Annotated in this window: 29 protein-coding genes; 14 read left to right on the plus strand and 15 right to left on the minus strand. The window is 57.6% G+C overall.

Annotated features, from left to right (window positions below; translation table 11 throughout):
* Window positions 1-159: 159 nt before the first annotated feature.
* A complete protein-coding gene (locus TU74_RS09195; protein WP_048376156.1) occupies window positions 160-1,443 on the plus strand; it encodes an NAD(P)/FAD-dependent oxidoreductase in 1,284 nt (427 codons plus the stop codon).
* A 51-nt stretch (window positions 1,444-1,494) separates the two neighbouring features.
* Here the strand turns inward: TU74_RS09195 and TU74_RS09200 are convergent, their stop codons facing one another.
* Window positions 1,495-2,163, minus strand: coding sequence for a peptidase C39 family protein (locus TU74_RS09200; protein ID WP_371264330.1), 669 nt, complete (start codon window positions 2,161-2,163; stop codon window positions 1,495-1,497).
* A gap of 227 nt (window positions 2,164-2,390) precedes the next feature.
* On the opposite strand from TU74_RS09200, the gene TU74_RS24445 reads away from it, so the two are divergent.
* Window positions 2,391-2,564 (plus strand): hypothetical protein, encoded by a 174-nt coding sequence (locus tag TU74_RS24445; protein WP_164488087.1) that lies wholly within the window; start codon window positions 2,391-2,393, stop codon window positions 2,562-2,564.
* 54 nt (window positions 2,565-2,618) lie between these two features.
* Here TU74_RS24445 and TU74_RS09205 read toward each other — a convergent pair whose 3' ends face one another.
* Together TU74_RS09205 and TU74_RS09210 are read right to left on the minus strand one after the other, a co-directional pair.
* Complete coding sequence (locus TU74_RS09205; protein ID WP_047277445.1) at window positions 2,619-3,374, minus strand: TerC family protein; 756 nt, start codon at window positions 3,372-3,374, stop codon at window positions 2,619-2,621.
* Between the two features lie 30 nt (window positions 3,375-3,404).
* Window positions 3,405-3,647 (minus strand): hypothetical protein, encoded by a 243-nt coding sequence (locus TU74_RS09210; protein ID WP_047275004.1) that lies wholly within the window; start codon window positions 3,645-3,647, stop codon window positions 3,405-3,407.
* Between the two features lie 135 nt (window positions 3,648-3,782).
* Here TU74_RS09210 and nhaR point away from each other — a divergent pair, with 135 nt between their 5' ends.
* A complete protein-coding gene (gene nhaR, locus TU74_RS09215) occupies window positions 3,783-4,688 on the plus strand; it encodes a transcriptional activator NhaR (RefSeq protein WP_047275006.1) in 906 nt (301 codons plus the stop codon).
* A 61-nt stretch (window positions 4,689-4,749) separates the two neighbouring features.
* Here nhaR and TU74_RS09220 read toward each other — a convergent pair whose 3' ends face one another.
* The gene (locus TU74_RS09220) at window positions 4,750-5,904 is read right to left on the minus strand and encodes an MFS transporter (RefSeq protein ID WP_047277447.1); all 1,155 of its coding nucleotides are present in this window, start codon (window positions 5,902-5,904) and stop codon (window positions 4,750-4,752) included.
* A 344-nt stretch (window positions 5,905-6,248) separates the two neighbouring features.
* On the opposite strand from TU74_RS09220, the gene sstT reads away from it, so the two are divergent.
* Complete coding sequence (gene sstT, locus TU74_RS09225; protein WP_047277448.1) at window positions 6,249-7,472, plus strand: serine/threonine transporter SstT; 1,224 nt, start codon at window positions 6,249-6,251, stop codon at window positions 7,470-7,472.
* An 89-nt stretch (window positions 7,473-7,561) separates the two neighbouring features.
* Here sstT and TU74_RS09230 read toward each other — a convergent pair whose 3' ends face one another.
* Window positions 7,562-8,071 carry a DUF1993 domain-containing protein gene (locus tag TU74_RS09230; RefSeq protein WP_047291280.1) on the minus strand — a complete coding sequence of 170 codons (510 nt, stop codon included), beginning with the start codon at window positions 8,069-8,071 and terminating at the stop codon, window positions 7,562-7,564.
* Window positions 8,072-8,263: 192 nt separating this feature from the next.
* Here TU74_RS09230 and TU74_RS09235 point away from each other — a divergent pair, with 192 nt between their 5' ends.
* Entirely contained in the window at window positions 8,264-8,908 is a 645-nt protein-coding gene (locus TU74_RS09235; protein ID WP_048376160.1) for a YceH family protein, read from the plus strand.
* A gap of 38 nt (window positions 8,909-8,946) precedes the next feature.
* Here the strand turns inward: TU74_RS09235 and TU74_RS09240 are convergent, their stop codons facing one another.
* Window positions 8,947-9,765: a shikimate 5-dehydrogenase gene (locus TU74_RS09240; protein ID WP_048376162.1), complete on the minus strand. Its 819-nt coding sequence runs from the start codon at window positions 9,763-9,765 to the stop codon at window positions 8,947-8,949.
* Window positions 9,766-9,996: 231 nt separating this feature from the next.
* Between TU74_RS09240 and TU74_RS09245 the strand changes: the two genes are divergently transcribed.
* From TU74_RS09245 to TU74_RS23405, 3 genes are all read left to right on the plus strand, one after another.
* Window positions 9,997-10,347: a hypothetical protein gene (locus tag TU74_RS09245; RefSeq protein WP_048376163.1), complete on the plus strand. Its 351-nt coding sequence runs from the start codon at window positions 9,997-9,999 to the stop codon at window positions 10,345-10,347.
* 159 nt (window positions 10,348-10,506) lie between these two features.
* Window positions 10,507-10,701, plus strand: coding sequence for a hypothetical protein (locus TU74_RS09250; RefSeq protein ID WP_047275021.1), 195 nt, complete (start codon window positions 10,507-10,509; stop codon window positions 10,699-10,701).
* 110 nt (window positions 10,702-10,811) lie between these two features.
* Window positions 10,812-11,006 (plus strand): hypothetical protein, encoded by a 195-nt coding sequence (locus TU74_RS23405; protein ID WP_080960211.1) that lies wholly within the window; start codon window positions 10,812-10,814, stop codon window positions 11,004-11,006.
* Here TU74_RS23405 and TU74_RS09255 read toward each other — a convergent pair.
* Window positions 10,954-11,265, minus strand: a complete 312-nt coding sequence (locus TU74_RS09255) for an AzlD domain-containing protein (protein ID WP_047275023.1) — start codon at window positions 11,263-11,265, stop codon at window positions 10,954-10,956. The two genes, TU74_RS23405 and TU74_RS09255, sit on opposite strands and share 53 nt — an antisense overlap.
* Window positions 11,262-11,957, minus strand: a complete 696-nt coding sequence (locus tag TU74_RS09260) for an AzlC family ABC transporter permease (RefSeq protein ID WP_048376166.1) — start codon at window positions 11,955-11,957, stop codon at window positions 11,262-11,264. The genes TU74_RS09255 and TU74_RS09260 overlap by 4 nt, the downstream gene beginning before the upstream one ends.
* 205 nt (window positions 11,958-12,162) lie before the next feature.
* On the opposite strand from TU74_RS09260, the gene TU74_RS09265 reads away from it, so the two are divergent.
* A complete protein-coding gene (locus tag TU74_RS09265; protein ID WP_047275027.1) occupies window positions 12,163-12,681 on the plus strand; it encodes a Dps family protein in 519 nt (172 codons plus the stop codon).
* 144 nt (window positions 12,682-12,825) lie between these two features.
* On the opposite strand, the gene TU74_RS09270 is transcribed toward TU74_RS09265, so the two are convergent.
* Window positions 12,826-13,767 carry a class I SAM-dependent methyltransferase gene (locus TU74_RS09270; RefSeq protein ID WP_047291273.1) on the minus strand — a complete coding sequence of 314 codons (942 nt, stop codon included), beginning with the start codon at window positions 13,765-13,767 and terminating at the stop codon, window positions 12,826-12,828.
* A 317-nt stretch (window positions 13,768-14,084) separates the two neighbouring features.
* On the opposite strand from TU74_RS09270, the gene pbpG reads away from it, so the two are divergent.
* Entirely contained in the window at window positions 14,085-15,023 is a 939-nt protein-coding gene (pbpG, locus tag TU74_RS09275) for a D-alanyl-D-alanine endopeptidase (protein ID WP_048376201.1), read from the plus strand.
* Between the two features lie 35 nt (window positions 15,024-15,058).
* On the opposite strand, the gene TU74_RS09280 is transcribed toward pbpG, so the two are convergent.
* The 5 genes from TU74_RS09280 to TU74_RS09300 all read right to left on the minus strand — a co-directional run bounded on the left by TU74_RS09280 (window position 15,059) and on the right by TU74_RS09300 (window position 18,520).
* Window positions 15,059-16,024 (minus strand): GGDEF domain-containing protein, encoded by a 966-nt coding sequence (locus TU74_RS09280; protein ID WP_048376168.1) that lies wholly within the window; start codon window positions 16,022-16,024, stop codon window positions 15,059-15,061.
* Window positions 16,025-16,174: 150 nt separating this feature from the next.
* Window positions 16,175-16,303 (minus strand): hypothetical protein, encoded by a 129-nt coding sequence (locus tag TU74_RS24895; protein WP_257011210.1) that lies wholly within the window; start codon window positions 16,301-16,303, stop codon window positions 16,175-16,177.
* 175 nt (window positions 16,304-16,478) lie between these two features.
* Complete coding sequence (locus TU74_RS09290; RefSeq protein WP_047275033.1) at window positions 16,479-16,928, minus strand: Hsp20 family protein; 450 nt, start codon at window positions 16,926-16,928, stop codon at window positions 16,479-16,481.
* A 114-nt stretch (window positions 16,929-17,042) separates the two neighbouring features.
* Window positions 17,043-18,011 (minus strand): tRNA dihydrouridine synthase, encoded by a 969-nt coding sequence (locus tag TU74_RS09295; protein WP_048376173.1) that lies wholly within the window; start codon window positions 18,009-18,011, stop codon window positions 17,043-17,045.
* 74 nt (window positions 18,012-18,085) lie between these two features.
* Window positions 18,086-18,520: an acyl-CoA thioesterase gene (locus TU74_RS09300; protein WP_048376175.1), complete on the minus strand. Its 435-nt coding sequence runs from the start codon at window positions 18,518-18,520 to the stop codon at window positions 18,086-18,088.
* A 297-nt stretch (window positions 18,521-18,817) separates the two neighbouring features.
* Here TU74_RS09300 and TU74_RS09305 point away from each other — a divergent pair, with 297 nt between their 5' ends.
* The 4 genes from TU74_RS09305 to TU74_RS09320 all read left to right on the plus strand — a co-directional run bounded on the left by TU74_RS09305 (window position 18,818) and on the right by TU74_RS09320 (window position 22,436).
* On the plus strand, window positions 18,818-20,275 hold the full coding sequence (locus TU74_RS09305; RefSeq protein ID WP_048376177.1) for a DUF6538 domain-containing protein: 1,458 nt from the start codon (window positions 18,818-18,820) through the stop codon (window positions 20,273-20,275).
* Between the two features lie 249 nt (window positions 20,276-20,524).
* The gene (locus tag TU74_RS09310) at window positions 20,525-21,325 is read left to right on the plus strand and encodes a helix-turn-helix domain-containing protein (RefSeq protein ID WP_048376179.1); all 801 of its coding nucleotides are present in this window, start codon (window positions 20,525-20,527) and stop codon (window positions 21,323-21,325) included.
* Between the two features lie 107 nt (window positions 21,326-21,432).
* The gene (locus tag TU74_RS09315) at window positions 21,433-21,624 is read left to right on the plus strand and encodes a hypothetical protein (protein WP_048376181.1); all 192 of its coding nucleotides are present in this window, start codon (window positions 21,433-21,435) and stop codon (window positions 21,622-21,624) included.
* A 473-nt stretch (window positions 21,625-22,097) separates the two neighbouring features.
* Window positions 22,098-22,436 carry a hypothetical protein gene (locus tag TU74_RS09320; protein ID WP_241485554.1) on the plus strand — a complete coding sequence of 113 codons (339 nt, stop codon included), beginning with the start codon at window positions 22,098-22,100 and terminating at the stop codon, window positions 22,434-22,436.
* Window positions 22,437-22,581: 145 nt separating this feature from the next.
* Here TU74_RS09320 and TU74_RS09325 read toward each other — a convergent pair.
* Window positions 22,582-22,985, minus strand: a 404-nt coding sequence (locus tag TU74_RS09325) for an IS3 family transposase (protein WP_048375663.1), incomplete at its 5' end; no start/stop codon positions are given.

The raw sequence follows: 22,985 nt of genomic DNA on the forward strand, positions 1-22,985 counted from the left end.
TACGGAGGTGTGTCAACACCTTTTTTGCAGGTAACTCTATGAATTGTCGAATTTTTTATTTGAAGCGCAGAAATACGCGCCTCCGGGTAGCTGGCGGGGGGATTTCAACTCAGGTAGCATCGACCGCACTCGTAAAAAATATAAAACAGAGGTTGCAGAATGGCGAACACTCCTTATCCCCAGTCGTATTACGCGGCTTCGGCGAACCCGGCACCTGAACGCCCCGCCCTGCAAGGCGAGGTCGAGACGGATGTTTGTGTGATTGGTGCCGGGTATACCGGGTTATCGAGTGCGCTGTTTTTGCTGGAGAACGGTTTCAAGGTCACGGTGCTGGAGGCAGCCAAAGTGGGGTTTGGCGCTTCCGGTCGTAATGGCGGGCAAATCGTTAACAGTTATAGCCGCGATATTGATGTGATTGAGCGCTCAGTCGGCGCCAAGCAAGCCCAGTTGTTAGGTCAGATGGCATTTGAAGGCGGCAAAATTATTCGTGATCGCGTCGCCACGTATCAGATTCAATGCGACCTCAAAGACGGCGGGGTCTTCGCTGCGATCACCCGTAAGCAAATGGGTCATCTGGAAGCCCAGAAGAAACTCTGGGAGCGCTATGGCAATAATCAGCTGGAACTCCTGGATCAGCGCCGGATACGCGAGGTCGTCGCGTGCGATCAATATCAGGGCGGCTTACTGGACATGAGCGGTGGCCATATCCACCCGCTCAATCTGGCACTGGGTGAAGCAGCAGCGGTTGAATCACTGGGCGGCATTGTCTATGAGCAATCGCCTGCCGTGCGCATTGAGCGCGGCGCCAACCCGGTGGTGCATACCCCGCAAGGCAAAGTCAGGGCCAAGTTCATCATCGTGGCCGGTAATGCCTATCTGGGCAATCTGGTGCCTGAACTGGCTGCCAAATCGATGCCGTGCGGCACTCAAGTCATTACCACAGAACCCCTTGCGGACGATCTGGCCAAGACGCTGTTGCCTCAGGATTACTGCGTCGAAGATTGCAATTATTTGCTGGACTACTATCGCTTGTCCGGTGACAAGCGCCTGATCTTCGGCGGCGGCGTGGTGTATGGGGCTCGTGACCCGGCGAATATTGAAGCGATCATCCGGCCAAAAATGCTCAAGGCATTCCCGCAATTAAAAGACGTCAAGATTGACTACGCCTGGACCGGTAACTTCCTGCTGACGCTGTCCCGCCTCCCGCAGGTAGGACGCATCGGTGACAACATTTATTACTCGCAGGGCTGCAGCGGTCATGGCGTGACCTACACCCACCTTGCGGGAAAAGTGCTGGCCGAAGCCTTGCGCGGTCAGGCCGAGCGCTTCGATGCGTTCGCCGGTCTGCCCCACTACCCGTTCCCGGGCGGTCAATTGCTACGCACTCCGCTGACAGCGCTAGGTGCCTGGTACTACAGCCTGCGCGACAAATTGGGCTTCTGATCGGACGCTTCATCGAAAACGGCGCTCTCGGCGCCGTTTTTTTAATCCTGACTACTGTTGCGCTTCCAGCGTTTGAATCGCTTTGGCGCTTGCCTGCTCTTGCCCGGCACGTGCCAGCGCCTCGGCAGCCTTTAGCCAACGCGCTTTGTCGACCCGGGCAGGTAACTGACCAGGTGAAAGTATCAGCACCGCCCAACTCCCCTCCTCCTTCCAGGCCGACTCAAAGGCATTGAAGCTCATCGGGCGCCGCCTTTCCATGCCGGCACGCAACAGTACAGTCTGTTTGTGACGGTCATACCCCACCACCATGGCGTAGCGAGGCGTGGACCAGACAACCCCATCGGCGATGCGGACCATGACCGGATAGCCCGCCGCCACCTGCGTCAGCACCGCTGATAGCGAGGGGTCCAGCGGATATACCATCAACCCGTATTGCTCGGCCAATGCTTGCATATTGCCTTGCAAGGCCTGCTCTGCTTGCGGCAACTTCAGAGGCTTGGTCAACAGACCAGGCGTGGTGCCGATCCGCTGTTCATTGAACATGCTGGCCAAGACGTGCGGCCCGCTTTGATGCGCATTGCCGCGGAAAAATGGCACGCCGTTGAGTTCAACCCGCTCTGGCAGCTGGCGAACCTCAGGTCGCTGAACGCTGGCACAACTCGCCACAGACAAGACCATAACCGCCGCCCAGACAATTCGCGCCACTCTCATACCCTTCATTCCCTGCATGCACCCTCGCCTTGAATGGTTCCAGACTGTCAGCCCGGCATGGGTGCCGATCTTAAGGCTCGCGCGAGATCAGGTATAGCCTTAGTACCCAGTAAACCGCGTGATTTAGAGCCAATCAGTTGAACATCCACGACCTTTGGTCAATAGCTTGAAACACATCAGCGGCTAGACTGTCACTTGTCATGTGTGTATGCCCCATTGAGGCAAAGGAGGCACTGATGAGCCCGGCATTAACTCTCTTTCTACTGTTCAGTGGCTGGTTGGCGGTCGCCGCCGCCATGCTGTGGGGTGTGATGCGTATCAGCCGTCGTCACCATCATCCGCAACCCCGCGTTGAGCCCAAAAAAGTACTGGGCGCCAAACCCGCCGTCAAAGCAGCAAGCGTCCATTAACAAAAAACCGCTCAGCCTGTGAAAGTGAACGGTTTTTTTGAGCTTCGTCAGTGATTACTTCTGCAACGCCGCCTGGCGTTTTTCCCGGACTCTTCGAGCCAGTATGTTGAGTGTTTCGACCGTGGCCGAGAACGCCATCGCCGCATACACGTAGCCTTTAGGCACATGGGCGCCAAAGCCTTCTGCAATCAGCGTCATACCAATCATGATCAAGAAGGCCAACGCCAGCATGACCACGGTCGGATTTTCGTTGATGAACTTGGCCAAAGGCTCCGATGCCAGCAACATCACCAACACCGCCACCACGACGGCAATGACCATGATCGGCAAATGCTCGGTCATCCCCACGGCGGTAATGATGCTGTCAATCGAGAACACCAGGTCCAGCATTAAAATCTGCCCGATCGCGGCAGCGAACCCCAATGACACGCCCGATGGCGTGCTCTGGGTCTCACCTTCGGCGTGCGGGCTCATGCTGTGATGGATTTCACTGGTGGCTTTCCACACCAGGAACAGGCCGCCCGCAATCAGGATCATGTCCTTCCAGGAGAAGGCCTTGCCTAAAACCTCGAACACCGGCGTGGTCAGTTGCACGATGTAAGCAATGGTGCCCAGCAAGCCCAGGCGCAGGATCAACGCCATGCCGATACCGATTCGGCGGGCCTTGGTGCGATATTGCTCAGGCAATTTGTTGGTGAGGATCGAGATGAAGATCAAATTATCGATCCCCAGCACGATCTCCATCACGATCAGCGTGGCCAGTGCGATCCAGGCAGTTGGGCTGGCAGCCAGTTGTAAAAGGTAATCCATAGGTGCGTTCGGACTCAGATGTAGGGCGAATTAAATGGCTTGCGAGGAATCTTTATTGTCTTTGGGTGCTGCGTCCGGCTCGGCGGGCTTATACCCCGTCGCCTCATTGAGCGCCTGTTCTGCGGCTTTATGCGTATCGTCGATGGCCTGCTTGGCGCTCTCGGCCGTTTTACTGAGCATCTGCTGCGCGGCTTTCTCGGCCTGATCGCAACCGCTCATCAACAAAACCGCTGTCGCAAGCAGTGTAGCAACGCCCCGTTTTCTCATCGTCATCTTGCCTTTCCTCTCTCAATCATTGGTCACGGCCAGCGCACGCGAATAACGCGAGAGTCTAGACAGGCCAACAGTTCAGTAAAATTCGTTTTTTTAAGGCGTATACTTCGCTTTTTACGAAGTGTTATCGGGCTAATGCTGAATTATCGACAGCTGCACTACTTTTGGGTGGTTGCTAAAACCGGCAGCATTGTGCGCGCCTGCGAGCAACTCAACCTCACCCCCCAGACCATCAGCGGCCAAATCAGCCTGCTTGAGCAAACTTATGGCCTGCCTTTGTTTAGGCGGGTCGGCCGACAACTGGAATTGACCGAAACCGGCCGACAGGTACTGCCCTATGCTGAACAGATGTTTCAGTTGGGCAGTGAGTTGGAATGCATGCTGCGCATGTCACCCAAGGAGCAACAGATTTTGTTCCGCGTGGGGGTGGCGGATGTCGTGCCCAAATCGATTGTGTACCGGCTGATTGCGCCAACCATGGCGCTGGAGGCGCCGATCCGCATCACGTGTCGCGAAGACAAACTTGATCGTTTGCTCGCGGACCTGGCGATTCAGCGGCTGGATCTGGTGATTTCCGACAGCCCCATGCCTTCACACCTCGACATTAAAGGCTTGAGTCAGAAGCTGGGTGAATGTGGCATCAGTTTTTTTGCCACAGCCCTGCTGGCCAAAGACTATTCGCACAACTTCCCCCACTGCCTGCAGGGCGCCCCGCTGCTGATTCCGGGCCCCGAAACCGTGTTGCGCAGCCGGCTGTTGCGCTGGCTGGCTGAACAACACATTCAGCCGCGCATCGTCGGCGAATTTGACGACAGCGCCCTGATGCAAGCCTTCGGACAGTCGGGTACGGGCGTGTTTATCGCCCCCAGCGTGATCGCGGATGAAGTGATCCGCCAGTTTGACGTGGAACTGATCGGCCAGACCCACGCCGTGACCGAATCGTTTTACGCCATCACCGTGGAACGCAAGATCAAGCACCCCGGTATCGTTGCGATTACCGAAGGTGCGCGACGCGAGCTGTTCACCGATCTTGGCGATTAGGGTCTGTACGCACTGTTTTCAACGCTGCATCAGCGATGCACACATCCATTTCGTACAGCGCCTAGGCGCAAATCTCGCGCTTTTTAGAGGTCATGAGCATCAATGCGAGCAGGATCGACACCACAATAAAGCCCGCGGCCGCGAAACCAAGGCTGCCCAGGCCGTAGTGGTCGATAACCCGGCCGCCAACCATGGCGCCCAGCCCGATGCCCAGGTTCGCCCCAGCGATGTTCAGCGAGGCTGCAAAGGCCGGGGCGTGCGGCGCCACTTTCATCAGGCGCACATGGCTGACCAGAAACAGCGCAGCTTGCGTCACGCCCCAGACGCCCAAGGCCGCCGCCAGCCCCAGCGTGGAATGAATGCTCGGCACCAGCGCCACCATGCCGCCAATCATGAAGGCGCAGAACACCATCGAGGCGATCAGCGGATGACGATCCACCATGCGACCGCCCAACGAATTGCCGATCAGCCCGACCGCACCGAACCCCATGAGACACCAGCCCACCAACGTGCCATCAAAGCCTGCCAGGCGCTCGAGAATATCCGCCAGATAGGTGTAGGCCGTGAACATGCCGCTGAACACCAGGACCGACAAGACAACGTGACCGATCATCAACGGGCTACGCAGCATGGCGAATTGAGAGCGCAACGTGACGGCGGCTTTAACCACCCGCGTTGAAGGCAGGTAGATCCACAACAGCAAAGCCTTGGCCAGCGCCACCACCGCAAGGATGCCGAACGCACTGCGCCAACCCCACGCATCCGAAATCAACGTACCTACCGGGATACCGAACACCGTCGCACACACAATACCGAAACCGATTTTAGCGATCGCACGCCCCGCATAGTCAGGGCCCACGATGTCGACCGCCGTTTCACTGGCCAGCGCCCAAAACACCGGTAAGCCCAAGGCAGGCAACAGACGCGCAAATGCCATCACCCAAATAGTCGGCGCCAATGCGGCCACCGTGTTGGCAAAGGCGAACATCAACAAAATGCCTATAAACAGACGTTTACGCTCGAACCTGGCGAAATAGGCGGTCAAAAAAGGGCCGAGCGCCGCCACCGTAAAGGCGAACAACGTCACCAGCAGCCCGGCCTGGGGCACGCTGACATCAAGGTCCCGCGCAATAGAGGGCAGCAAGCCGACGATGATGAACTCGGTCGTGAGCACGGTAAAACCGGCCGCAGACAGCAGCAGGATGGGCAACAGCATGGATAACTCCAGAGACGGCAAGGCCAGCGAAAGCCAAGTGGCCCGCTGATTTGAATAAGAGTGGATGACGCAATGGTAACAGAATGATTCGCAGCACGCTTCGGCCGAATCCACGGCCCTGACACGGGTTCAGCTGTGACAGATTGCCCTTGAGCAGGAAAGTTCCCGCAGCCCTATGATAAAGTCCGCGCCCCGCCATGGTTTTAGTCACACAGACGTATCCAATAGACACGGCTATTATCTGCTGCGCACTTTTCGCCCCCTGAGATCTGTGGGAAACATCTGACATTTTTGTTCGCACACGATCATTGATTGCGGCACCCACAACAACTAGAGAGTCCCCTATGACTGACGCTTCACCTTCCCTGCTGCACCGGCTCAAACGCACCAGCCTGGTGACCCAGATCGTGATCGGCCTGATTGCCGGGATTCTGCTGGCCTGGCTCGCCCCGTCGGCGGCGCTGACCGTAGGCTTTATCGGCAAGATTTTTGTCAGCGCCTTGAAAGCAGTAGCCCCCATTCTGGTGTTTGTGCTGGTCATGGCTTCGATCGCCAACCACAAGCATGGTCAGGAAACCCACATCCGTCCCATCCTGGTGCTGTATCTGTTTGGCACGTTTGCAGCCGCGGTCGTCGCTGTGGTCGCCAGCATGCTGTTCCCGTCCAATCTGGTGCTGTCTACCCACGACGTGGCGATTTCTGCACCCGGCGGCATCAACGAAGTCTTGCAAAGCTTGTTGTTGAGTGTCGTAGACAACCCGGTCAGTGCCCTGATGAACGCCAACTTCATCGGTATCCTGGCGTGGGCCATTGGCATGGGGATTGCCATTCGTCATGCCGGCGAAACCACCCGCACCGTGCTCAATGACCTGTCCAACGGTGTCACCCTGATCGTGCGCGTGGTGATCCGTTTCGCACCGCTTGGCATCTTCGGGCTGGTGGCCTCGACCCTGGCTTCTTCGGGGTTTAATGCCCTGCTGGGCTATTTGCACCTGCTCGTCGTGCTGATCGGCTGCATGCTGTTTGTGGCGTTGGTGGTCAATCCGCTGATCGTGTTCTGGAAGCTGCGCCGCAACCCGTTCCCACTGGTGTTTCTGTGCCTGCGTGAAAGCGGTATCACTGCCTTTTTCACCCGCAGTTCGGCCGCCAATATCCCGGTCAACATGGCCTTGAGCGAGAAACTGGGCCTGCACGAAGACACCTATTCCGTGTCGATCCCGCTGGGCGCCACCATCAACATGGCCGGTGCGGCCATCACCATTACCGTGTTGAGCCTGGCAGCCGTGCACACACTGGGCATCCAAGTCGACCTGCCTACAGCCATTTTGCTGAGTGTGGTAGCGGCTGTTTGCGCCTGTGGCGCATCGGGCGTAGCAGGCGGTTCGTTGCTGCTGATCCCGCTGGCGTGCAGCCTGTTTGGCATTCCCAGTGAAATTGCCATGCAGGTCGTCGCCGTGGGCTTCATCATCGGCATCCTGCAGGATTCGGCCGAAACCGCCCTCAACTCGTCCACCGATGTGCTGTTTACCGCCGCCGCCTGCATGGCGAAAGAAGACAAAGCCGTCTGACGCCACGCCTTTGCACACTCGTCAAGCGCTGCCCGCAGGCGGCGCTTGAACACTGTCGCTGCACGTTTCAGTGCGCATTCATCGCTGAATCAGAACGCACCCATGTAATCGCGCTTGCCGATTTCAACGCCGTTATGGCGCAAAATCGCGTAGGTGGTGGTGACGTGGAAGAAAAACTGCGGCAAACCGTAAGTGAGCAAATAGGCCTGGCCGGTGAAGCGCTTCTCTTTGGGCGTTCCCGGGCGGGTCACGATTTCAATCCCTTCCTTGCCATCCACCTGCTCCGGCTTGAGGGTGTCCACAAATGCCAGCACCTTGCTGATCAGCGCTTGCAGTTCGGCAAAGGTGGCTTCGTTGTCGTCATATTTGGGCAGTTCAACTTCGGCCAGGCGCCCCGAAACGCCTTTAGCAAAATCCACTGCAATTTGCACCTGACGCACCAACGGGAACATGTCCGGCGCCAGACGCGCTTGCAGGAACACACTGGGGTCAATGTTCTTGGCCGTGGCGTGCGCTTCTGCTTTGGTCAGCACACCGCTCATGGCGTTGAGCATTTGTTTGAACACGGGAATGGACGCTGCGTAGAGAGAGAGAGTCATGAGGGTCTCGACAGTCGGTGGGCACAATGAATGAGCGCCGATTATAGACACGTCGCTGCGCTAAAGCGGCTTGTCTTTGCACAGCCATTGGTTTTAGGGGCTGTTCCCGTTGCATCGCCGCTGCGACGCGGCTTGCAATGGAACGGGGACAGCCCCTAGGCTAGCCGCCTTCCAACGCACAGGGAAAACGTGATGAACAGCGAACACGAGACCGACGTCGAAGCCCGTCTCAACAGCACGGAAATTCGCATCCTCGGCGCCTTGATCGAAAAACAGGCCACCCACCCCGACACGTACCCGCTGACGCTGAATGCGCTGGTGTTGGCTTGCAATCAAAAGACCAGCCGCGAGCCGGTAATGAACCTCAGCCCCGGCCAGGTCGGGCAAAGCCTGCGGGCACTTGAGGGGCGAGGCTTTACGCGCTTGGTCATGGGCAGTCGCGCAGATCGCTGGGAGCACCGGGTCGATAAAGTGCTGGAGCTGGTGCCGGCGCAGGTGGTGTTGATGGGGTTGTTGTTCCTGCGTGGCCCGCAAACCCTCAATGAGCTGCTGACCCGCAGCGCGCGCATGCACGACTTTGAAGACGCCGATCAAGTGCAGCATCTGCTGGAACGCCTGATCGCCCGTGATCTGGCATTGTTGCTGCCCCGTCAGAGCGGTCAGCGTGAAGACCGCTACATGCATGCGCTGGGTGACCCGGACGACATGGACGCCATCCTGGCTGCGCGCCAGCAGCCATCTGAGCGAGGCAGCGCTTCAGGCCTGTCCGTGGAACGCTTTGAAGCCCTGGAAGCTCGGGTGGCAGCACTGGAAGCGCGGCTGGCCGCACTCGAATAACCTGATCGCCGGGCACCATCAATCGCCCGGCTTTGCGTTCAGCCCCGGGCAAACGTCACGGCGGCCCGGAACTGCTCGGGGGTCGGGCGTACGCCGGTGTAGAGCACGAATTGTTCAAGCGCCTGAATGGCGATGACCTCAAGCCCGGTAATGACCTGCTTGCCCAAGGCGCGACCGCGAACAATCAGCGGCGTCTTTGACGGGATTGCCACCACATCGAAAATGACCGCCGCCTGATTGATCGCATCCTCTTCAAACGCCAGATCATCGGCTTCTGCCCCGCCGCTCATACCGATGGGGGTGACATTGATCAGCATTTGAGGCCGGGCGGGCCCCAACTGCGCTTGCCATTCATAGCCACAATGCCGGGCCAAAGCCGAGCCGGACGCTTGATTGCGGGCCACGATCACACCGTGTTTGTAGCCGCCGTCGCGCAGGGTGGATGCCACGGCTTTGGCCATGCCGCCACTGCCATGCAAGGCGAATGTTGTGTCTTGGCTGATGTTATGGCGCTCCAGCAACTGCGCGATGGCAATGTAGTCCGTGTTATAGGCCTTCAAATGGCCGTCGGTGTTGACCAGGGTGTTGATCGAGTCAATGGCCTTGGCCGATGCGTCCATCTCATCCACCAACGCAATACACGCCTCTTTGAATGGCATTGAAACGCCACATCCGCGTATGCCCAATGCCCGTATACCGGTCACCGCGCCCGGCAGATCCTGTGTGGTGAAGGCTTTGTAGTAGAAATTAAGCCCCAATTGCTCATAGAGATGATTATGAAACCGCAGTCCAAAATTGCCGGGGCGGCCCGACAGTGAAATGCATAACCGGGTGTCTTTGTTCGGGTTCATCTGCATGTTCATCTCCTGAGAAAAGCGTTCAGATAGACGGCTGCGGCCGCTTCAAGGGGGCTGATTAGTCGTGTCCGGGCCGGCCACGCTGAAACGAGTCAGCCGCCGACGACCTTACACAACATTTACCAAGAGGCGCCGCAGTTTTTTTGAAAAACGCGGTCTGAGTGTTATCCCCGCACCCTTTTTGTGGCCTGTGTCAGGCTGAACTGCCGGGGCTGCTATTCGAGGAACGTCATGATGCGCAACATCCCTAAAGTCGCGTTGCTGATCGGCGCACTGGCCGTCGCGGGCCAGGCATCTGCCCACGGTGGCTGGGGCCCGGGACCGGCCGTGTTCGGTGCGGTGGTGGGTGGCGCGATCATCGGTTCGGTGATCGCCCATCACGATCAGCGCCCGGTCTATGTGCAACAACCGGTCTATGCTCAGCCGCAACCGGTCTATGTGCAGGCCCCGCCCGCGTACTACCCGCCACAACCGGTCTACGTCCCGGCGCCCCAGCCGGTTTACTACCAGGGCTATTACGGTCGACCACACCCTGTGCCATACGGACCGCCCCGGGGGTATTACGGGCCGCCACGCTGGTAAAGGCTGGTCTGAATAGATGATGTGAATGTCGCAGGTGAAACACAAAATGTAACGTGTTTGCGGCATGATTGGACGCCAATGCGCCCGGCAGCCTGTCAGGACTCGCCGGGCGCAGCGCGTTTCAATCGCCGCACACCTATAAAAACAAGGACGACCCTCATGCCGACTCAACACCCTCATCGCCGGGCTGACCTCTGCACCTCAAGCAAGGTTTACGAAGCCCTCACAGAACTCAAGCAGCTTGAAGGGCACCGCTCTGCCAAGCTGGTTTCACTGCTGGCCCAGCACCTGGTCGACAAAGGCATGCTCAATGAGCAAGAGGTCATGCATATGCTGGACCTGGTAGTGGATTAACCTGGCGCACGCACTAACCTAATCCCTGTCGATGGCGACTATCACGCGCAATGACTTTTTGTGCTGCGGCGCACGCCGTAAGGTGGCTTCATTGATTGAAGGAGGTGTGTATGTCCAAGGTTCATGTCATGTCGATGGTGGGCAGCGCAGTGCCTGCTCCACTGCGCGCTGACGGCTTGTTGGCCTGCTGGTATGTGGTGATCGACGGGGTGCCGGTCAGCGGCCCGTTTACTTCTCGGGCCGCCGCTCAAGTCAAAGCCACCAGCGAAACAGATAAAACAACGCCACACTGGACACGACACTGAGCAACACGTTGCGACTCCAGACCATCAGCCCGATTGCACACAACCCGGCCAGCAGGTACGGGTTGTCGAGGCTGAGATTGAGCGCTCGGTCCTTGACGAAAATAATCGGCCCGCAAATGGCCGTCAGCATCCCCGGCACAGCGAAGCCTAAAAACTCCTTCACACCTCTATTCAGACGGATAGGCAGCCGCGGCTCCAGAAACAGATAGCGGTTGAAAAACAAAATCAGCGCCATCCCGACAATAATCACCCACATCATTCGAAAAACACCCCTGCTCGCTTGCTCAAGTAACCGGCCGCCATCCCGGCCAGCCCCGCCAGCACGATCGCCGACTCCCACTGCCAATAACTGAACAGCACCACGCTCACCAGTGAAACGGCCACGCAAATGATCGTCGGGACATTGCGCACCACGGGCGTAATCAGGGCAATGAACGTCGCGGCAATCGAGAACTCCAGCCCCAACTGGTCCAGGCCCGGAATGCTTTTGCCGAGGACCACACCCATCAGGGTGAACAGGTTCCAGCCGATGTACATGCACAGCCCGACACCCAACGCATACCAGCGGTTAAACGTCTTGCGATCCTGATTGCTGACCAATGCAAAAAACTCATCGGTGAGTAAAAAGCCCAGACCGAACCGCCACCTGGCGGGCAGCGGTGAAACCACGGGGCGCAAATGCATGGCGTACAGCAGGTGTTGAGACGTCAGCAATAAAGTCGTCAGCAGGATCGACAACACGCTGGCGCCACCCTTGATCATGCCAATGGCCACCAGTTGCGCGGCGCCGGCGAACACCAGCACCGACAGCCCTTGGCTTTGGGCGGGGGTCAGTTGCGCATCGATGGCGGTTGACCCCGCCAGCAGCCCCCACGGCGCACAGGCAAGCGTCAATGGCAGACAAGCAATCACACCGCGTATGAAGGCGGCTCTTGGAAGCGAATGGGGCATTTAAAACATCCTGATGGTCAGCAGCGGCAAAGGGTCGCAACAACGCCACGCAAAGTCTTGAACAATCTTGCTCAATGCGCGCCCGGACCGCTCAAACGACGTAGCGGTACGGCCACGACAGTTTGACGAAAGGTCAATCCTGGTCTTTAGTCAGCCGGAATCGTTATCCGTTATCTCCCGCCCACAGCTTCCACGAGGAACCATCATGAAAGACCTGAAATCCGCCAAGGAAACCAGAAAGGCCGATCTGCGGACACCTTCGGCGCTGAGCGATGAAGCCTGCATCAACATTGCAGCCGAAGTGAACGCGCTGCTGGCCGATACCTTCGCCATTTACATGAAAACCAAGAATTTCCATTGGCACATGTCGGGTCCGCACTTCCGCGATTTCCACCTGCTGCTGGATGAGCAATCCGATCAGATTTTTGCCACCACCGATGCGATCGCCGAACGTGTGCGCAAGCTGGGTCGCACCACCCTTCGTTCGATCGGCCACATCAAGAAGCTGCAACGCCTGCTCGATAACGACGCCGATTTCGTGACCCCGGAAGACATGCTGGCCGAGTTGCGTGAAGACAATATCCAACTGGCGGCTTACATGCGTGAAACCCACAGCATGTGTTCGGAGCTGGGCGACGTCGCGACGACCAGCCTGCTGGAAAACTGGATCGATGAAGCGGAACGTCGCGTGTGGTTCCTGTTTGAATCGTCGCGTACCAAATAAAACAAAACGCCGGTTTGATCCCGATCAAACCGGCGCTGCAGATGAATTATGTTTCACTCAGCCCGCGTACCGCAGCTTGTATAGTGGCCCTTGCTCATTCAATGAACCCTTGCCCGCCTACCCCTGCGGGCTTTTTTTTGCCTTTCAAACGCCCTGCCTGAACACCAGCGCTTTCAATCCGCATTCGGGGTCGGCATCCGGAAATTCGGGCGGGTTGGCCAGTCGCTGCTCAAAGCGCAACCCCGGCGCATGCTCGGTCACGCCGCCTATCAAAAAGTCCGACCCCAGCGACGGGTCATTCATGCACGCCAGCACTAAACCGTTTTCACTCAACAACTCTGGCAAACGGCGCACCACCCGCTGGTAATCCTTGGTCAGCAGAAAACTGCCTTTCTGGAAGGATGGCGGGTCAATGATGACCAAGTCATAAGGGCCGGTACTTTTGACCTTGCCCCAGGACTTGAACAACTCATGCCCCAGAAACGTGACCTTGCTCATGTCGTGGCTATTGAGGCGATGGTTATCTCGGCCCCGGCTCAGCGCCGCGCGCGACATGTCGAGGTTGACCACATGCTCGGCGCCGCCCTCGATGGCAGCCACTGAAAACCCGCAGGTGTAGGCAAACAAATTCAGCACCCGCTTGCCTTGGGCGTGGGCTTTGACCCACTCGCGGCCGTAGCGCATGTCGAGAAACAGGCCATTGTTCTGCTTACGCCCCAAATCCACGCGGTAGCGCAGCCCACCTTCGGTCAGCGTCCACTCGTCAATGGCTTCGCCCACCAGCCATTCGGTGTCGCTTTGCAGGGTATAGCGATGCTGCAACACCAAGGTGTGCGCCCCGCTGGCTTGCCATACCGGCGTCTGCGCCAAGTTGATCAACAGGGCTTTTAGGGCTTGCAGCGCAGCGGCATCAGGCTCCTTGAACAGCGAGACCAGTACCACGCCTTGCAGCCAATCCACAGTCAATTGCTCCAGCCCCGGCCAGCAGCGACCTCGCCCGTGAAACAGACGGCGGGTCTCTTCGGGGGGGCTTTGCAGGGCGGTCAACAGATGCGAGTCGAGGATGGAAAACGCTTCAGGGGTCATCGGTGGGGCCGGTTATTTCAAAGGGCGGGCATTTTACACAATTACCTCGGCCTCCACGCCAGCCTCGCACACTAAGACAGTTCCTTCGGCCTGGGGTCAGACGTGAGTCTGTGCCCCTTGGGGCATCGCCCCGGCCTAACGGATCGCCTTTGTCGCTGACGAGGCTTAATCAGACGAATTACGTGAAAAAGACGCTGTAACTGCCTGCGACCTCAGGCATTTCTGCGGTTATTGATACATACTCAACAAATGTAACTCGATGTGTAATGCATCGCGATGCAGCCAGTCACCTCCCACTTCTTTTCGAGTCAATCTGCGTGAAAAGTCATCTTTCGATTCTTGGCCTGTTTTTAGTCCTCACAGGCGCCGCCGCTCCCTCAATCGCCGCAGCGACTGAAAGCACCTCTGCCCCGCGCGACACCTCACAACTGCATCTCGCGTCAGGCAGCGCGATGCTGGTTGATCTGCAAACCAACAAAGTCATTTACGCCAGTAACCCTGACGTCGTGGTGCCGATCGCCTCGGTGTCCAAATTGATGACCGCCATGGTGGTGCTGGATGCCAAGTTGCCGATGAATGAATACATCGCGGTCAACATCAGCGACACCCCCGAGATGAAAGGCGTATTTTCCCGCGTCAAACTCGGCAGCGAACTGACGCGCCACGACATGATGCTGATTACCCTCATGTCCTCAGAAAACCGCGCCGCGGCCACCCTTGCACACCATTACCCCGGCGGTTACGTGGCGTTTATTGCCGCCATGAATGCCAAAGCCAAAAGCCTGGGCATGATGCACACCCGCTATGTGGAACCGACCGGCTTGTCGATGCATAACGTCTCGACGGCCCGTGACTTGAGCAAGTTGCTGGCAGCCGCCCGTCAATACCCGATGCTGAGCCAATTGAGCACCACCAAAGAAACAACCGTCGCCTTTCGCAAACCCAACTACACCTTGGGCTTTCGCAACACCGACCACCTGGTCAACAAGGACAAGTGGAATATCAAGATCACCAAGACCGGCTTCACCAATCAGGCAGGGCACTGTCTGGTGCTGGTGACAGAAATGGGCAACCGCCCGGTTTCGCTGGTGATTCTGGATGCATTCGGCAAATACACCCACTTTGCCGATGCCAGCCGGATCCGCAGCTGGATTGAGACCGGCAAAAGCGGCAGCGTGCCAGATGTGGCATTGCGCTATAAAGCCGATAAGAACCTGAAGGCCCGCCCGGCGGCCCAGCCTCACCCCTCAAAGTAATCAGTGCGACCCGGGCCCGGAATGCCGGGCCGGGCTCAACCTCGCTTCAATGTTTGCTTATGGATGTACATCGCACGGTCGGCGTCGAGCAACAGGCTTGCGACCGAGTCATGGTGTTGAGGGTCATATTCAATCTGCCCGACACTGAAACGAATCGCATAACCCCGTGACGCGCTTGCATTGCGCTCATCGAGCAACGCTTGCAAGCGAGCCATGACGGCGGCGATGTGCACGCAGTCCGAGCCAGTCATCAACACGACAAATTCATCCCCGCCCAATCGCCCGATTACATCGCTTTCACGAAACGCGATGCGCAGCACGTCGGCAAAGGCCTTGAGTGCCAGATCACCCTCGGCGTGGCCGTAGGTGTCATTGACCTGCTTGAACTCATTGAGATCGAAAAACAATAACGTCGCCGGCCTGCCCCATTGCCTGCAATACGCCAAGCCATGACGCGCCAAGGCTTCGAAGCCGCGCCGGTTGGAAAGCAGAGTTAGCTCATCCATGGTCGCCAATTGCACAGCCACCAGCTCTTGCTCGGCCATCGCTGCCAAATCCCGCAACAACTCACGCTCATCGTCGCTAAGCACACGGGGCAAGGTATCGATCAGGCACAGCGTGCCGACTTTATCGCCGTTAGCGACTTTGAGCGGACAGCCCGCGTAAAAACGGATGCCCGGATCGCCCAATACCAACGGATTGTCATAAAAGCGCTCGTCCAGCACGGCGTCGCAGATCATCAATATCTGGTCGCCCAAAATCGCGTGCCCACAAAAGGACACGTCGCGGGGCGTTTCAATGACATCAAGGCCAGCCGCCGATTTGAACCACTGACGCTCGGTATCCACCAGGCTGACCAAGGCAATCGGCACATTGAACACGCGTCGCGCCAGACGGGTCAGGCGGTCAAATCGCTCCTCCGGCTCGGTGTCGAGGACATTCAACCTGTGCAAGGCTTCTAAACGAGCCGCCTCGTCGACAGGTTTGTCTGGAACCCGCATGCGTCACTCCTTTGTGCACGAACAGGCACAAGCGTAGTTCACAGCGTCTTTGAACGAGAGATGGCCGACCAAACGCCGAAGGGAGGGATAAAGAAAGTGCAGGCACTTGTCTCGGGGAGAGGTCGAAAACAAATGCCTGCGTACTGCTCGTCAATGCCTGGGTTGCTCTTTTTTCGGTTTTTTAATGGTTTCTACGGTGGTTTCCCGAGGTCGACGCTTGGCTTCTTCCAGTGGAATAAAGAGACCGGTTGCGGAGTCGCGGGCACGTTTATTTTTCATGTCAATCACCTGTGAATGGCGCCGGACACGTCGTGCGCCCGGTCGGCTATCTTCAGGCTAGTCGACGAAAAACCTCTGAAAACCATCCGGAAACAAGCGCTTGCAGTTCTGCGCCTACCCCGAATACAAAGAACCCCGCCTGAAAAGACGGGGTTCCTGACACGCCACTGCGGGATCAGTTTTGCAGGGCTGGCTGTTCCCCATTGATCGGGATGCGTTTGGCTTTTGCCTCTTCAGGCACTACCCGTTGCAGATCAATGCTCAACAAGCCATTGCTCAGGTTTGCACCTTTGATCTCGATGTGGTCATCGAGGCGGAAGGACAGTTTGAACGCCCGCTGTGCAATACCCTGATGCAAAAAGGTCACGCTGTCGTCGGTGCTGGTTTCACGTTTGCTGCCGCTCACGCTCAACACACCTTTCTCTACTTGCAGGTCCAGGTCTTCCTGCTGGAAACCCGCTGCAGCTACGACAATGCGATAGCTGTCTTCACCGCGTTTTTCAACGTTGTAGGGTGGGTAGCCACCGCTGGTGTCATTGCGAAGCGCGGTTTCGAACAAATCACTAAAACGGTCAAAGCCGACAGAATTACGGAACAGTGGCGCCAGAGAAAATGCAGTGCTCATAATTTAGCCTCCTGATTTCAGCGAGATTTTGTCTCCGCGACCCGGTTTCGGCATCGCGTACTCCCTAAATAGGGACCGACCCAATCATTTCAAGAGGTTTTTTTAAAAAAAATTTCAGGTGTTTGAAGCCGCATCCATGGGCGAGTTGTTGACCAGATGACGGACTTTTTCACAGTCGGTTTCGCGGCGCATCGCATTGAACAGCACCGTGGCCTCGGGATAATTGCGCGTCAGCATCGCCAGCCACTGCTTCAGACGCCCGGGGGCTGAGCGCGGGGTCAGTTGCGCTTGAGCCTGGGCCCAGAAGTCACGAATCATCGGCTGCAGGTCAGCCCAAGTCATTTCGACGACCTCTTCCCCGGCCCGCGCTGCGGCGATCTGCCGGGCAAGGTCTGGCCTGGAAACCAGACCCCGGCCGAGCATGATGTCTTCAGCACCACTGATTTCGCGGCAACGGCGCCAATCTTCAACGGACCAGATGTCCCCATTGGCAAACACCGGCACCTTGACGACCTCTTGCACCTGAGCAATGTATTCCCAATGCGCAGGTGGCTTGTAGCCATCCATTTTGGTCCGGGCATGCACCACGATCTGGCTTGCGCCGCCTTCAGCCAGCGCAATGGCGCATTCGTTGGCGCTGTCAGGGGTATCGAAGCCCAAACGCATCTTGGCCGTGACCGGGATATGAGCCGGCACAGTGCGACGCACTTGCAACAGGATCGCATGCAGCAGTTCAGGCTCTTTGAGCAGCACGGCACCGCCACGGGACTTGTTCACCGTTTTGGCCGGACAGCCAAAATTCAGATCGATCACTTCAGCGCCCAACTGGCAGGCCAGCGCTGCGTTGTCTGCCAGGCACGCCGGATCGGACCCCAGCAATTGCACGCGCAGCGGCACGCCTGCACGGGTCTTCGCGCCGTGCTGAAGCTCAGGGGCAAACTTGTGGAAGTAAGCTTCGGGCAGCAGACGCTCGGTGACCCGAATGAATTCGGTGACACACCAATCAATACCGCCGGTGCGGGTCAGGACATCACGCAGGATGTTGTCGACCAGCCCTTCCATCGGCGCCAAGGCAATTTGCATGGGTGACTCTCATAAAAAAACGTGCGGCAGTTTACGCGCTAACGCGGGCAATCGGTATCGCGTTGCACGCCCTATCAGGCTGGCACGACCGCCGGACCATAGCCATCGAAGAATTCGGGCGGCAGGCGTTTGGCTTTGCCGCTGGACAGTTCGATACACACAAACGTGGTGTTAGCCCGCAGCAACGTCAGCCCGTCGCGCGGCCTGATCAACTGGAACTGACGCGTCATGCGCAAGCGTTTGTCGCAATCGATGATCCACGTCGCCAGTTGCAACTCGTCACCTTCATAGGCGCTGGCCAGGTAATCGATTTCATGCCTGGCCACGGCCATGGCGCGGTCAAGACGACGGTATTCCGTGAGGTCCAGCCCGAGGCGCTGAGAGTGACGCCAGGCGCATCGTTCCAGCCAGACAACATAGGCAGCGTTATTGGCATGGCCAAAACCGTCGATGTCTTCAGCCTGCACCTGCAGATCAATGATGAACGGCGTTGCCAAATCCCAGCTCATGCCCAGCCTCCACGCTTAAATAAAGGGCGCAGTGTAACGCAGCAGGTCTGTTTAAGGTGGGGAGCGGCACAGGGCCAAACGAGGGTGATGGCGAGGATGACAAAAGCTTCAGGCAAACAAAAGGGCCATTCAATAATTAGACGACGGTGACACAAGCAATTCGCCAACCTTGCCGAGACGCCCTATATTACTGGTCTTGAGCGAGGTTCGCTATGGTACACACTGATCGTTCAGAAGGCGATTCTGAGGCCTGTGCCAGCTCCCCGCGTCCGTCACACGTGCAGCATTGGAGTTCGAATGTCCTACCTCACTCGCCGCGATGGTCGTTACAGCTACCGCCGTCGATTCCCCGCCGATGTTGCCGAGGTAGTCGGACGCGTCGAGTACCGCAAAGCCTTGGGTACTGCCGACCGGTCGGAGGCGCTGCGCCTGTCTCACGCTGTGTCGGTTGAGTTCGATCGGATTTGTGATGCAGCCGTGGCCGAGTGTGCTGCCCCGGTTCCGCACAGCGCAGAGCCAGAGACGGTGCAAGCGCAAGCGAAGACTGCCACCGAGGTGCTGAACAATCTGAATGCTATGGTCCGGGGCTTCACGTTAAACATCACTGAGCGTATGCAGTCGTCGGGCTGGCAGTCTGAGCTTGAATGGCGTAGAGCGTCCTTAGAAGCGCATGCCCGAGGGACTTTGGTGTTGCCGGGTCTGGATGTACACCCTATTGAAGCTCGGGCGATGTTGCGGGCACTGGACGACACTCTAGCCGGGAATTCTCCCCGATTCGATACGCCTGCACCGGGAGCGCCTGCTGTTACTGCCTCGACTCCCGTGCCAGCGGGCGATGCCGTCACCGAGGCGGCGTTCCAGTCGGTGCTAGATGAGTACTGCGAAGGCGTGAGCAAGGGTCGCGCTGACAAGGTTCGCAGCCTGAGCAGAAAGGTGCTGACTTGGCCGAGCACACAGGACCAGCAAATACAAAGCCTGATGAAGTTCTGCACTGAGAAATTGGCGGGCGGCGGCAAACCCTCGTCGGTGCATTCCGACGCGTACTGCCTGCTGAGCGTCCTGCGGAGAATCCCCGGCTGGGTTGGTATGGCACTGCCAAAAGCCGGGGCGGTGGCTAAAGCCGTGCGATCTGGCGCGGGAATGAGCAAGGATCAACGGTTGCCGATCCCACTGGCGCTGATGCTTGATATCCACGCCAAGATCAAAGCCACTACCCCAGCGCATTACCCCGCTGTCGTGCTGCTGGCGCGGTACGCCCTGCGCCCGAGTGAGCTGCTTCAAGAAGGCTTGAGGGCACTGGGGCACCGTTCCGATGTGATGGGTAATACCGAACTGGTGTTCAAAGCTGCGCTAAGTGGCGGGAAGAACGCGGCTAGCCGTCGTGATTTGCCTGTGCACGCCGATGACGAGCCGCTGTTCCACGCCGTGCTGTCGGGGCTGGGGCTGCCCTCTGGGGCCAGTTCCGCCGATCTTGATAGACGGGCGCGGCAACGAGTTCGAAGCCTATCACGGGTGTTCAGCCGCGCCCTTGGCGAAGCCCCCGGCATGAGCCTGTACAGCCAACGCCACACGTGCGCTGACCTGCTGCGCAAAGTCGGGGCGACGACGGATGAAGTCGGCGGCATCCTCGGGCACACCCCAGCCGGATCGAAAGCCACAAGTATTTATGGTGGTAGCCAGCCGTTGGATAGGCCGCGTGAGCTGCTGGCAAAGGTTCGGGAATTGATCCCAGATCCAAAGCCAGAGCGGATCTAAATCAGCTAAGAAACGCACTGCGAAGCCGTCGGAATCCCCACTATGTGTCGAATCGCTTAGAGCCTTATAGGACGTGGCCTGTAGCTGAGCTGGCGTTTAGTTCCCCACTTAGAGGAGACGGGAAGCAAATAACGTCTTTCCCCGACCTCTAAGCAATAGCGGACACTCCGAGGAAGAGTGAGTACATCTGCACAAGATGCAGCCTCCCCCGAGTACCACTGCGAGGAAGACGACAACAAGGAGACGAATTTGACAGATTTAGATGTAAGAGACTTGGAGCCGATGTTCCAAGACCCGACCGCGACGCTCACTGTGATGCAGAAAGACTGGTGGAACGGCTGGATTGCTGGCCGGGAGATTGACCAGAATGTTTACCGTGCGCTGCCTACTTACAAAGTAGCCGCTGACTTGTTCGCTGAATTCACCGGCAAGTGCGGCGTTAGTAAATCCCGCGAAGCGTACTTGGCAAAGCTCCGAGCAGAGCAAGCCTTCTACAAAGCCTGTGCCGCTGAGCACGTTGGTCGGTACAGATCAAGCCAACAAACCGTTGATGCTGCTGTGCTGCTGGTGATTGATGCCGAAGGGAACGTACTCCCACGAGTGGCCCTGCTTGATGCTGGCGTCCCTGCCGATGAAGTAGCCCGGATTACCAGCAAGACCGGCGCGCGTCGCAAGGTCAAGAAGTCATTGCAGAAACATGCCCTGCACCCGAATGCCCAACGAATGATCCGAAGCGAAGGGAGGAGGGAGTACCTGCGCATGGCCGCTGATACGTTATCTGGAAGCCTTGAAGGTATTGCTGTGAATATGAAGACACAAGCTCGACTGGCTCGACTGGAACAAAGTGAGGCCGATCACGCCCGCCGTATCGGGGAGCTGGAAGCACGTCTAGCTGCCGTTGATGCGCGGCACGCATTGGAGGACATCGGACTAGACCCACGGCTGGAAGCTGTACGCCTCCGTGACGAAGGCAAAACCACTGGCGAGATTGCGCAGTTCCTTGGTCAGAATCGGAACACCGTGAAGAGTTGGATACGGAGAGCGGCATAAGGCTGGGTGCAGCGTGGGTGCACTGCACCCATCATAGCTTGATCAAACTCATAGAGTACTTCGTACTCATTACTACCTATTGAACCACTCGCCCGGGAGCACCGACCATGACTGTAACCACCTTGCCCGACGGGAGCGTCTGCATCGACGACAGCGGCCTCTCACAGGATGCGGAAGCTGCCCGGCTAATCGCTGATGGCCTGAGCCTTACTGAGCTGATGGCTGCCTTAGGATGCTCTGCTGAAACCGCTGCTGAGTACTTCGCGGGTTATGTACCCTTGCCTGATGAAGACGAATAACCCCGCCGACTGACCGGCCTGTTTCCCGCTGTGTTCGATTGGTCATCGAGTACAGCCGCCAGTGACGCGCTCTCCTTCGTGGACGCTGGCAACCTATTCCGCTGCACCTCAACCCCACGCGGCTTATCGAATGAAACCCGTGTTCGTACGGTGATTCCACGCCTTAAAACGACGAGAGCCTTGCCACCCTAGCTACCCTACCGGGTCGGCTTAACTGGGTCTTCTGGATAGTGTCTCAACCGTTCCAACCCGCCAGCCTCACCAACTGACGAATCCTAGATCCAAACCCCGCTGCACCCACTCGCACTCCGTGCACTTCGATCGATACCCGCCTTCGTACGGCTAATTCAGACCCAGAATCAACGCTAGCGATTGAGCAACCCAACTGGGGCGGTTCAGCACTGGCGCGATTCCGTGCGTCCGTAGAACCGTTCCAGTGTGTGTCCGTCCCCCAACGTTATGGAGGCTACACAATGCAAGTTCAATCAGTTCAATCCAATCCTGAGAAAGCAGCAGCTACCCGACTTGCCGCTCAGGATCACGCACGCAAGAACCTTAAACTCGACTTCTCAGATACCCCTCGCTGGCGTGAGCTGGCCGCTGCTGCTGGGTTCCGTCTTCCATTGTGGTATTTGCCAGCCACTGCTGGTGGCGTACGCCGGTACGCCTTGGGCCTCGGCATCACACTTGAACAGATCACCGAAGTCACGGGCTGCAAGTCATTCCGCACCTTTGCCGATATGAATCCCACTTGGCCGCTCTGGGCTGTGGTCGGGTTGTTGCTGGAGATGGCTGAAGAACTCAAGAAGTAACCGTCACAGTTTCATCCTGGCTCCGGCTGTCCTTACGCCGATCTGCCGACCTCTGCTGCATAAACCAATCGAATCTAATCACCTGAACAAGGAGGCCGACCCATGACTACCAAAAACTCCAGCTTGTTGAATCGCCCCGGGTTTTCTAGACACTCTCCAGGCTCGCTGCGTAACGCTTTTCAAACTCTACCGGTGACAGCTGATTGTTGAAACTGTGGCGTCGTTTTGGGTTGTAAAACATCTCGATGTAATCGAACACATCATCCCGAGCATCCTGGCGTGTAGTGTAGATTTTACGCTTGATCCGTTCCCGCTTTAGCAACTGGAAAAAGCTCTCCGCCACAGCGTTGTCGTGGCAGTTACCTCGACGACTCATGCTGGCCACCAGGTTGTTAGCTTTCAAGAAGCTTCGCCAGTCCGAACTGCTGTACTGACTGCCTTGATCCGAGTGGATCATCACCTCTTGCTTCGGCTTACGTCTCCAAACCGCCATCAGCAGTGCATCAATGGCTACGTCGCTGGTCATCTGCGACTTCATTGACCAACCAA

It is taken from the genome of Pseudomonas lundensis, from assembly GCF_001042985.1.
Classification (GTDB): Bacteria; Pseudomonadota; Gammaproteobacteria; order Pseudomonadales; family Pseudomonadaceae; genus Aquipseudomonas; species Aquipseudomonas lundensis.

What these genes read in the sequence shown, in the direction of transcription:
- TU74_RS09255 (WP_047275023.1), bottom strand. Translation starts at nt 11,265, where the DNA reads ATGATGTGGGTGATTATTGTCGGGATGGCGCTGATTTTGTTTTTCAAC.
- TU74_RS09230 (WP_047291280.1), bottom strand. Translation starts at nt 8,071, where the DNA reads ATGACTCTCTCTCTCTACGCAGCGTCCATTCCCGTGTTCAAACAAATG.
- TU74_RS09210 (WP_047275004.1), bottom strand. Translation starts at nt 3,647, where the DNA reads ATGACGATGAGAAAACGGGGCGTTGCTACACTGCTTGCGACAGCGGTT.
- TU74_RS09205 (WP_047277445.1), bottom strand. Translation starts at nt 3,374, where the DNA reads ATGGATTACCTTTTACAACTGGCTGCCAGCCCAACTGCCTGGATCGCA.
- TU74_RS09250 (WP_047275021.1), top strand. Translation starts at nt 10,507, where the DNA reads ATGCCGACTCAACACCCTCATCGCCGGGCTGACCTCTGCACCTCAAGC.
- TU74_RS09235 (WP_048376160.1), top strand. Translation starts at nt 8,264, where the DNA reads ATGAACAGCGAACACGAGACCGACGTCGAAGCCCGTCTCAACAGCACG.
- TU74_RS09200 (WP_371264330.1), bottom strand. Translation starts at nt 2,163, where the DNA reads ATGAAGGGTATGAGAGTGGCGCGAATTGTCTGGGCGGCGGTTATGGTC.
- TU74_RS24445 (WP_164488087.1), top strand. Translation starts at nt 2,391, where the DNA reads ATGAGCCCGGCATTAACTCTCTTTCTACTGTTCAGTGGCTGGTTGGCG.
- TU74_RS09305 (WP_048376177.1), top strand. Translation starts at nt 18,818, where the DNA reads ATGTCCTACCTCACTCGCCGCGATGGTCGTTACAGCTACCGCCGTCGA.
- TU74_RS09260 (WP_048376166.1), bottom strand. Translation starts at nt 11,957, where the DNA reads ATGCCCCATTCGCTTCCAAGAGCCGCCTTCATACGCGGTGTGATTGCT.
- TU74_RS09240 (WP_048376162.1), bottom strand. Translation starts at nt 9,765, where the DNA reads ATGCAGATGAACCCGAACAAAGACACCCGGTTATGCATTTCACTGTCG.
- TU74_RS09195 (WP_048376156.1), top strand. Translation starts at nt 160, where the DNA reads ATGGCGAACACTCCTTATCCCCAGTCGTATTACGCGGCTTCGGCGAAC.
- TU74_RS09270 (WP_047291273.1), bottom strand. Translation starts at nt 13,767, where the DNA reads ATGACCCCTGAAGCGTTTTCCATCCTCGACTCGCATCTGTTGACCGCC.
- TU74_RS09320 (WP_241485554.1), top strand. Translation starts at nt 22,098, where the DNA reads ATGCAAGTTCAATCAGTTCAATCCAATCCTGAGAAAGCAGCAGCTACC.
- nhaR (WP_047275006.1), top strand. Translation starts at nt 3,783, where the DNA reads ATGCTGAATTATCGACAGCTGCACTACTTTTGGGTGGTTGCTAAAACC.
- TU74_RS09295 (WP_048376173.1), bottom strand. Translation starts at nt 18,011, where the DNA reads ATGCAAATTGCCTTGGCGCCGATGGAAGGGCTGGTCGACAACATCCTG.
- TU74_RS09220 (WP_047277447.1), bottom strand. Translation starts at nt 5,904, where the DNA reads ATGCTGTTGCCCATCCTGCTGCTGTCTGCGGCCGGTTTTACCGTGCTC.
- TU74_RS23405 (WP_080960211.1), top strand. Translation starts at nt 10,812, where the DNA reads ATGTCCAAGGTTCATGTCATGTCGATGGTGGGCAGCGCAGTGCCTGCT.
- TU74_RS09280 (WP_048376168.1), bottom strand. Translation starts at nt 16,024, where the DNA reads ATGCGGGTTCCAGACAAACCTGTCGACGAGGCGGCTCGTTTAGAAGCC.
- TU74_RS09245 (WP_048376163.1), top strand. Translation starts at nt 9,997, where the DNA reads ATGATGCGCAACATCCCTAAAGTCGCGTTGCTGATCGGCGCACTGGCC.
- TU74_RS09265 (WP_047275027.1), top strand. Translation starts at nt 12,163, where the DNA reads ATGAAAGACCTGAAATCCGCCAAGGAAACCAGAAAGGCCGATCTGCGG.
- sstT (WP_047277448.1), top strand. Translation starts at nt 6,249, where the DNA reads ATGACTGACGCTTCACCTTCCCTGCTGCACCGGCTCAAACGCACCAGC.
- TU74_RS24895 (WP_257011210.1), bottom strand. Translation starts at nt 16,303, where the DNA reads ATGAAAAATAAACGTGCCCGCGACTCCGCAACCGGTCTCTTTATTCCA.
- TU74_RS09290 (WP_047275033.1), bottom strand. Translation starts at nt 16,928, where the DNA reads ATGAGCACTGCATTTTCTCTGGCGCCACTGTTCCGTAATTCTGTCGGC.
- TU74_RS09300 (WP_048376175.1), bottom strand. Translation starts at nt 18,520, where the DNA reads ATGAGCTGGGATTTGGCAACGCCGTTCATCATTGATCTGCAGGTGCAG.
- TU74_RS09315 (WP_048376181.1), top strand. Translation starts at nt 21,433, where the DNA reads ATGACTGTAACCACCTTGCCCGACGGGAGCGTCTGCATCGACGACAGC.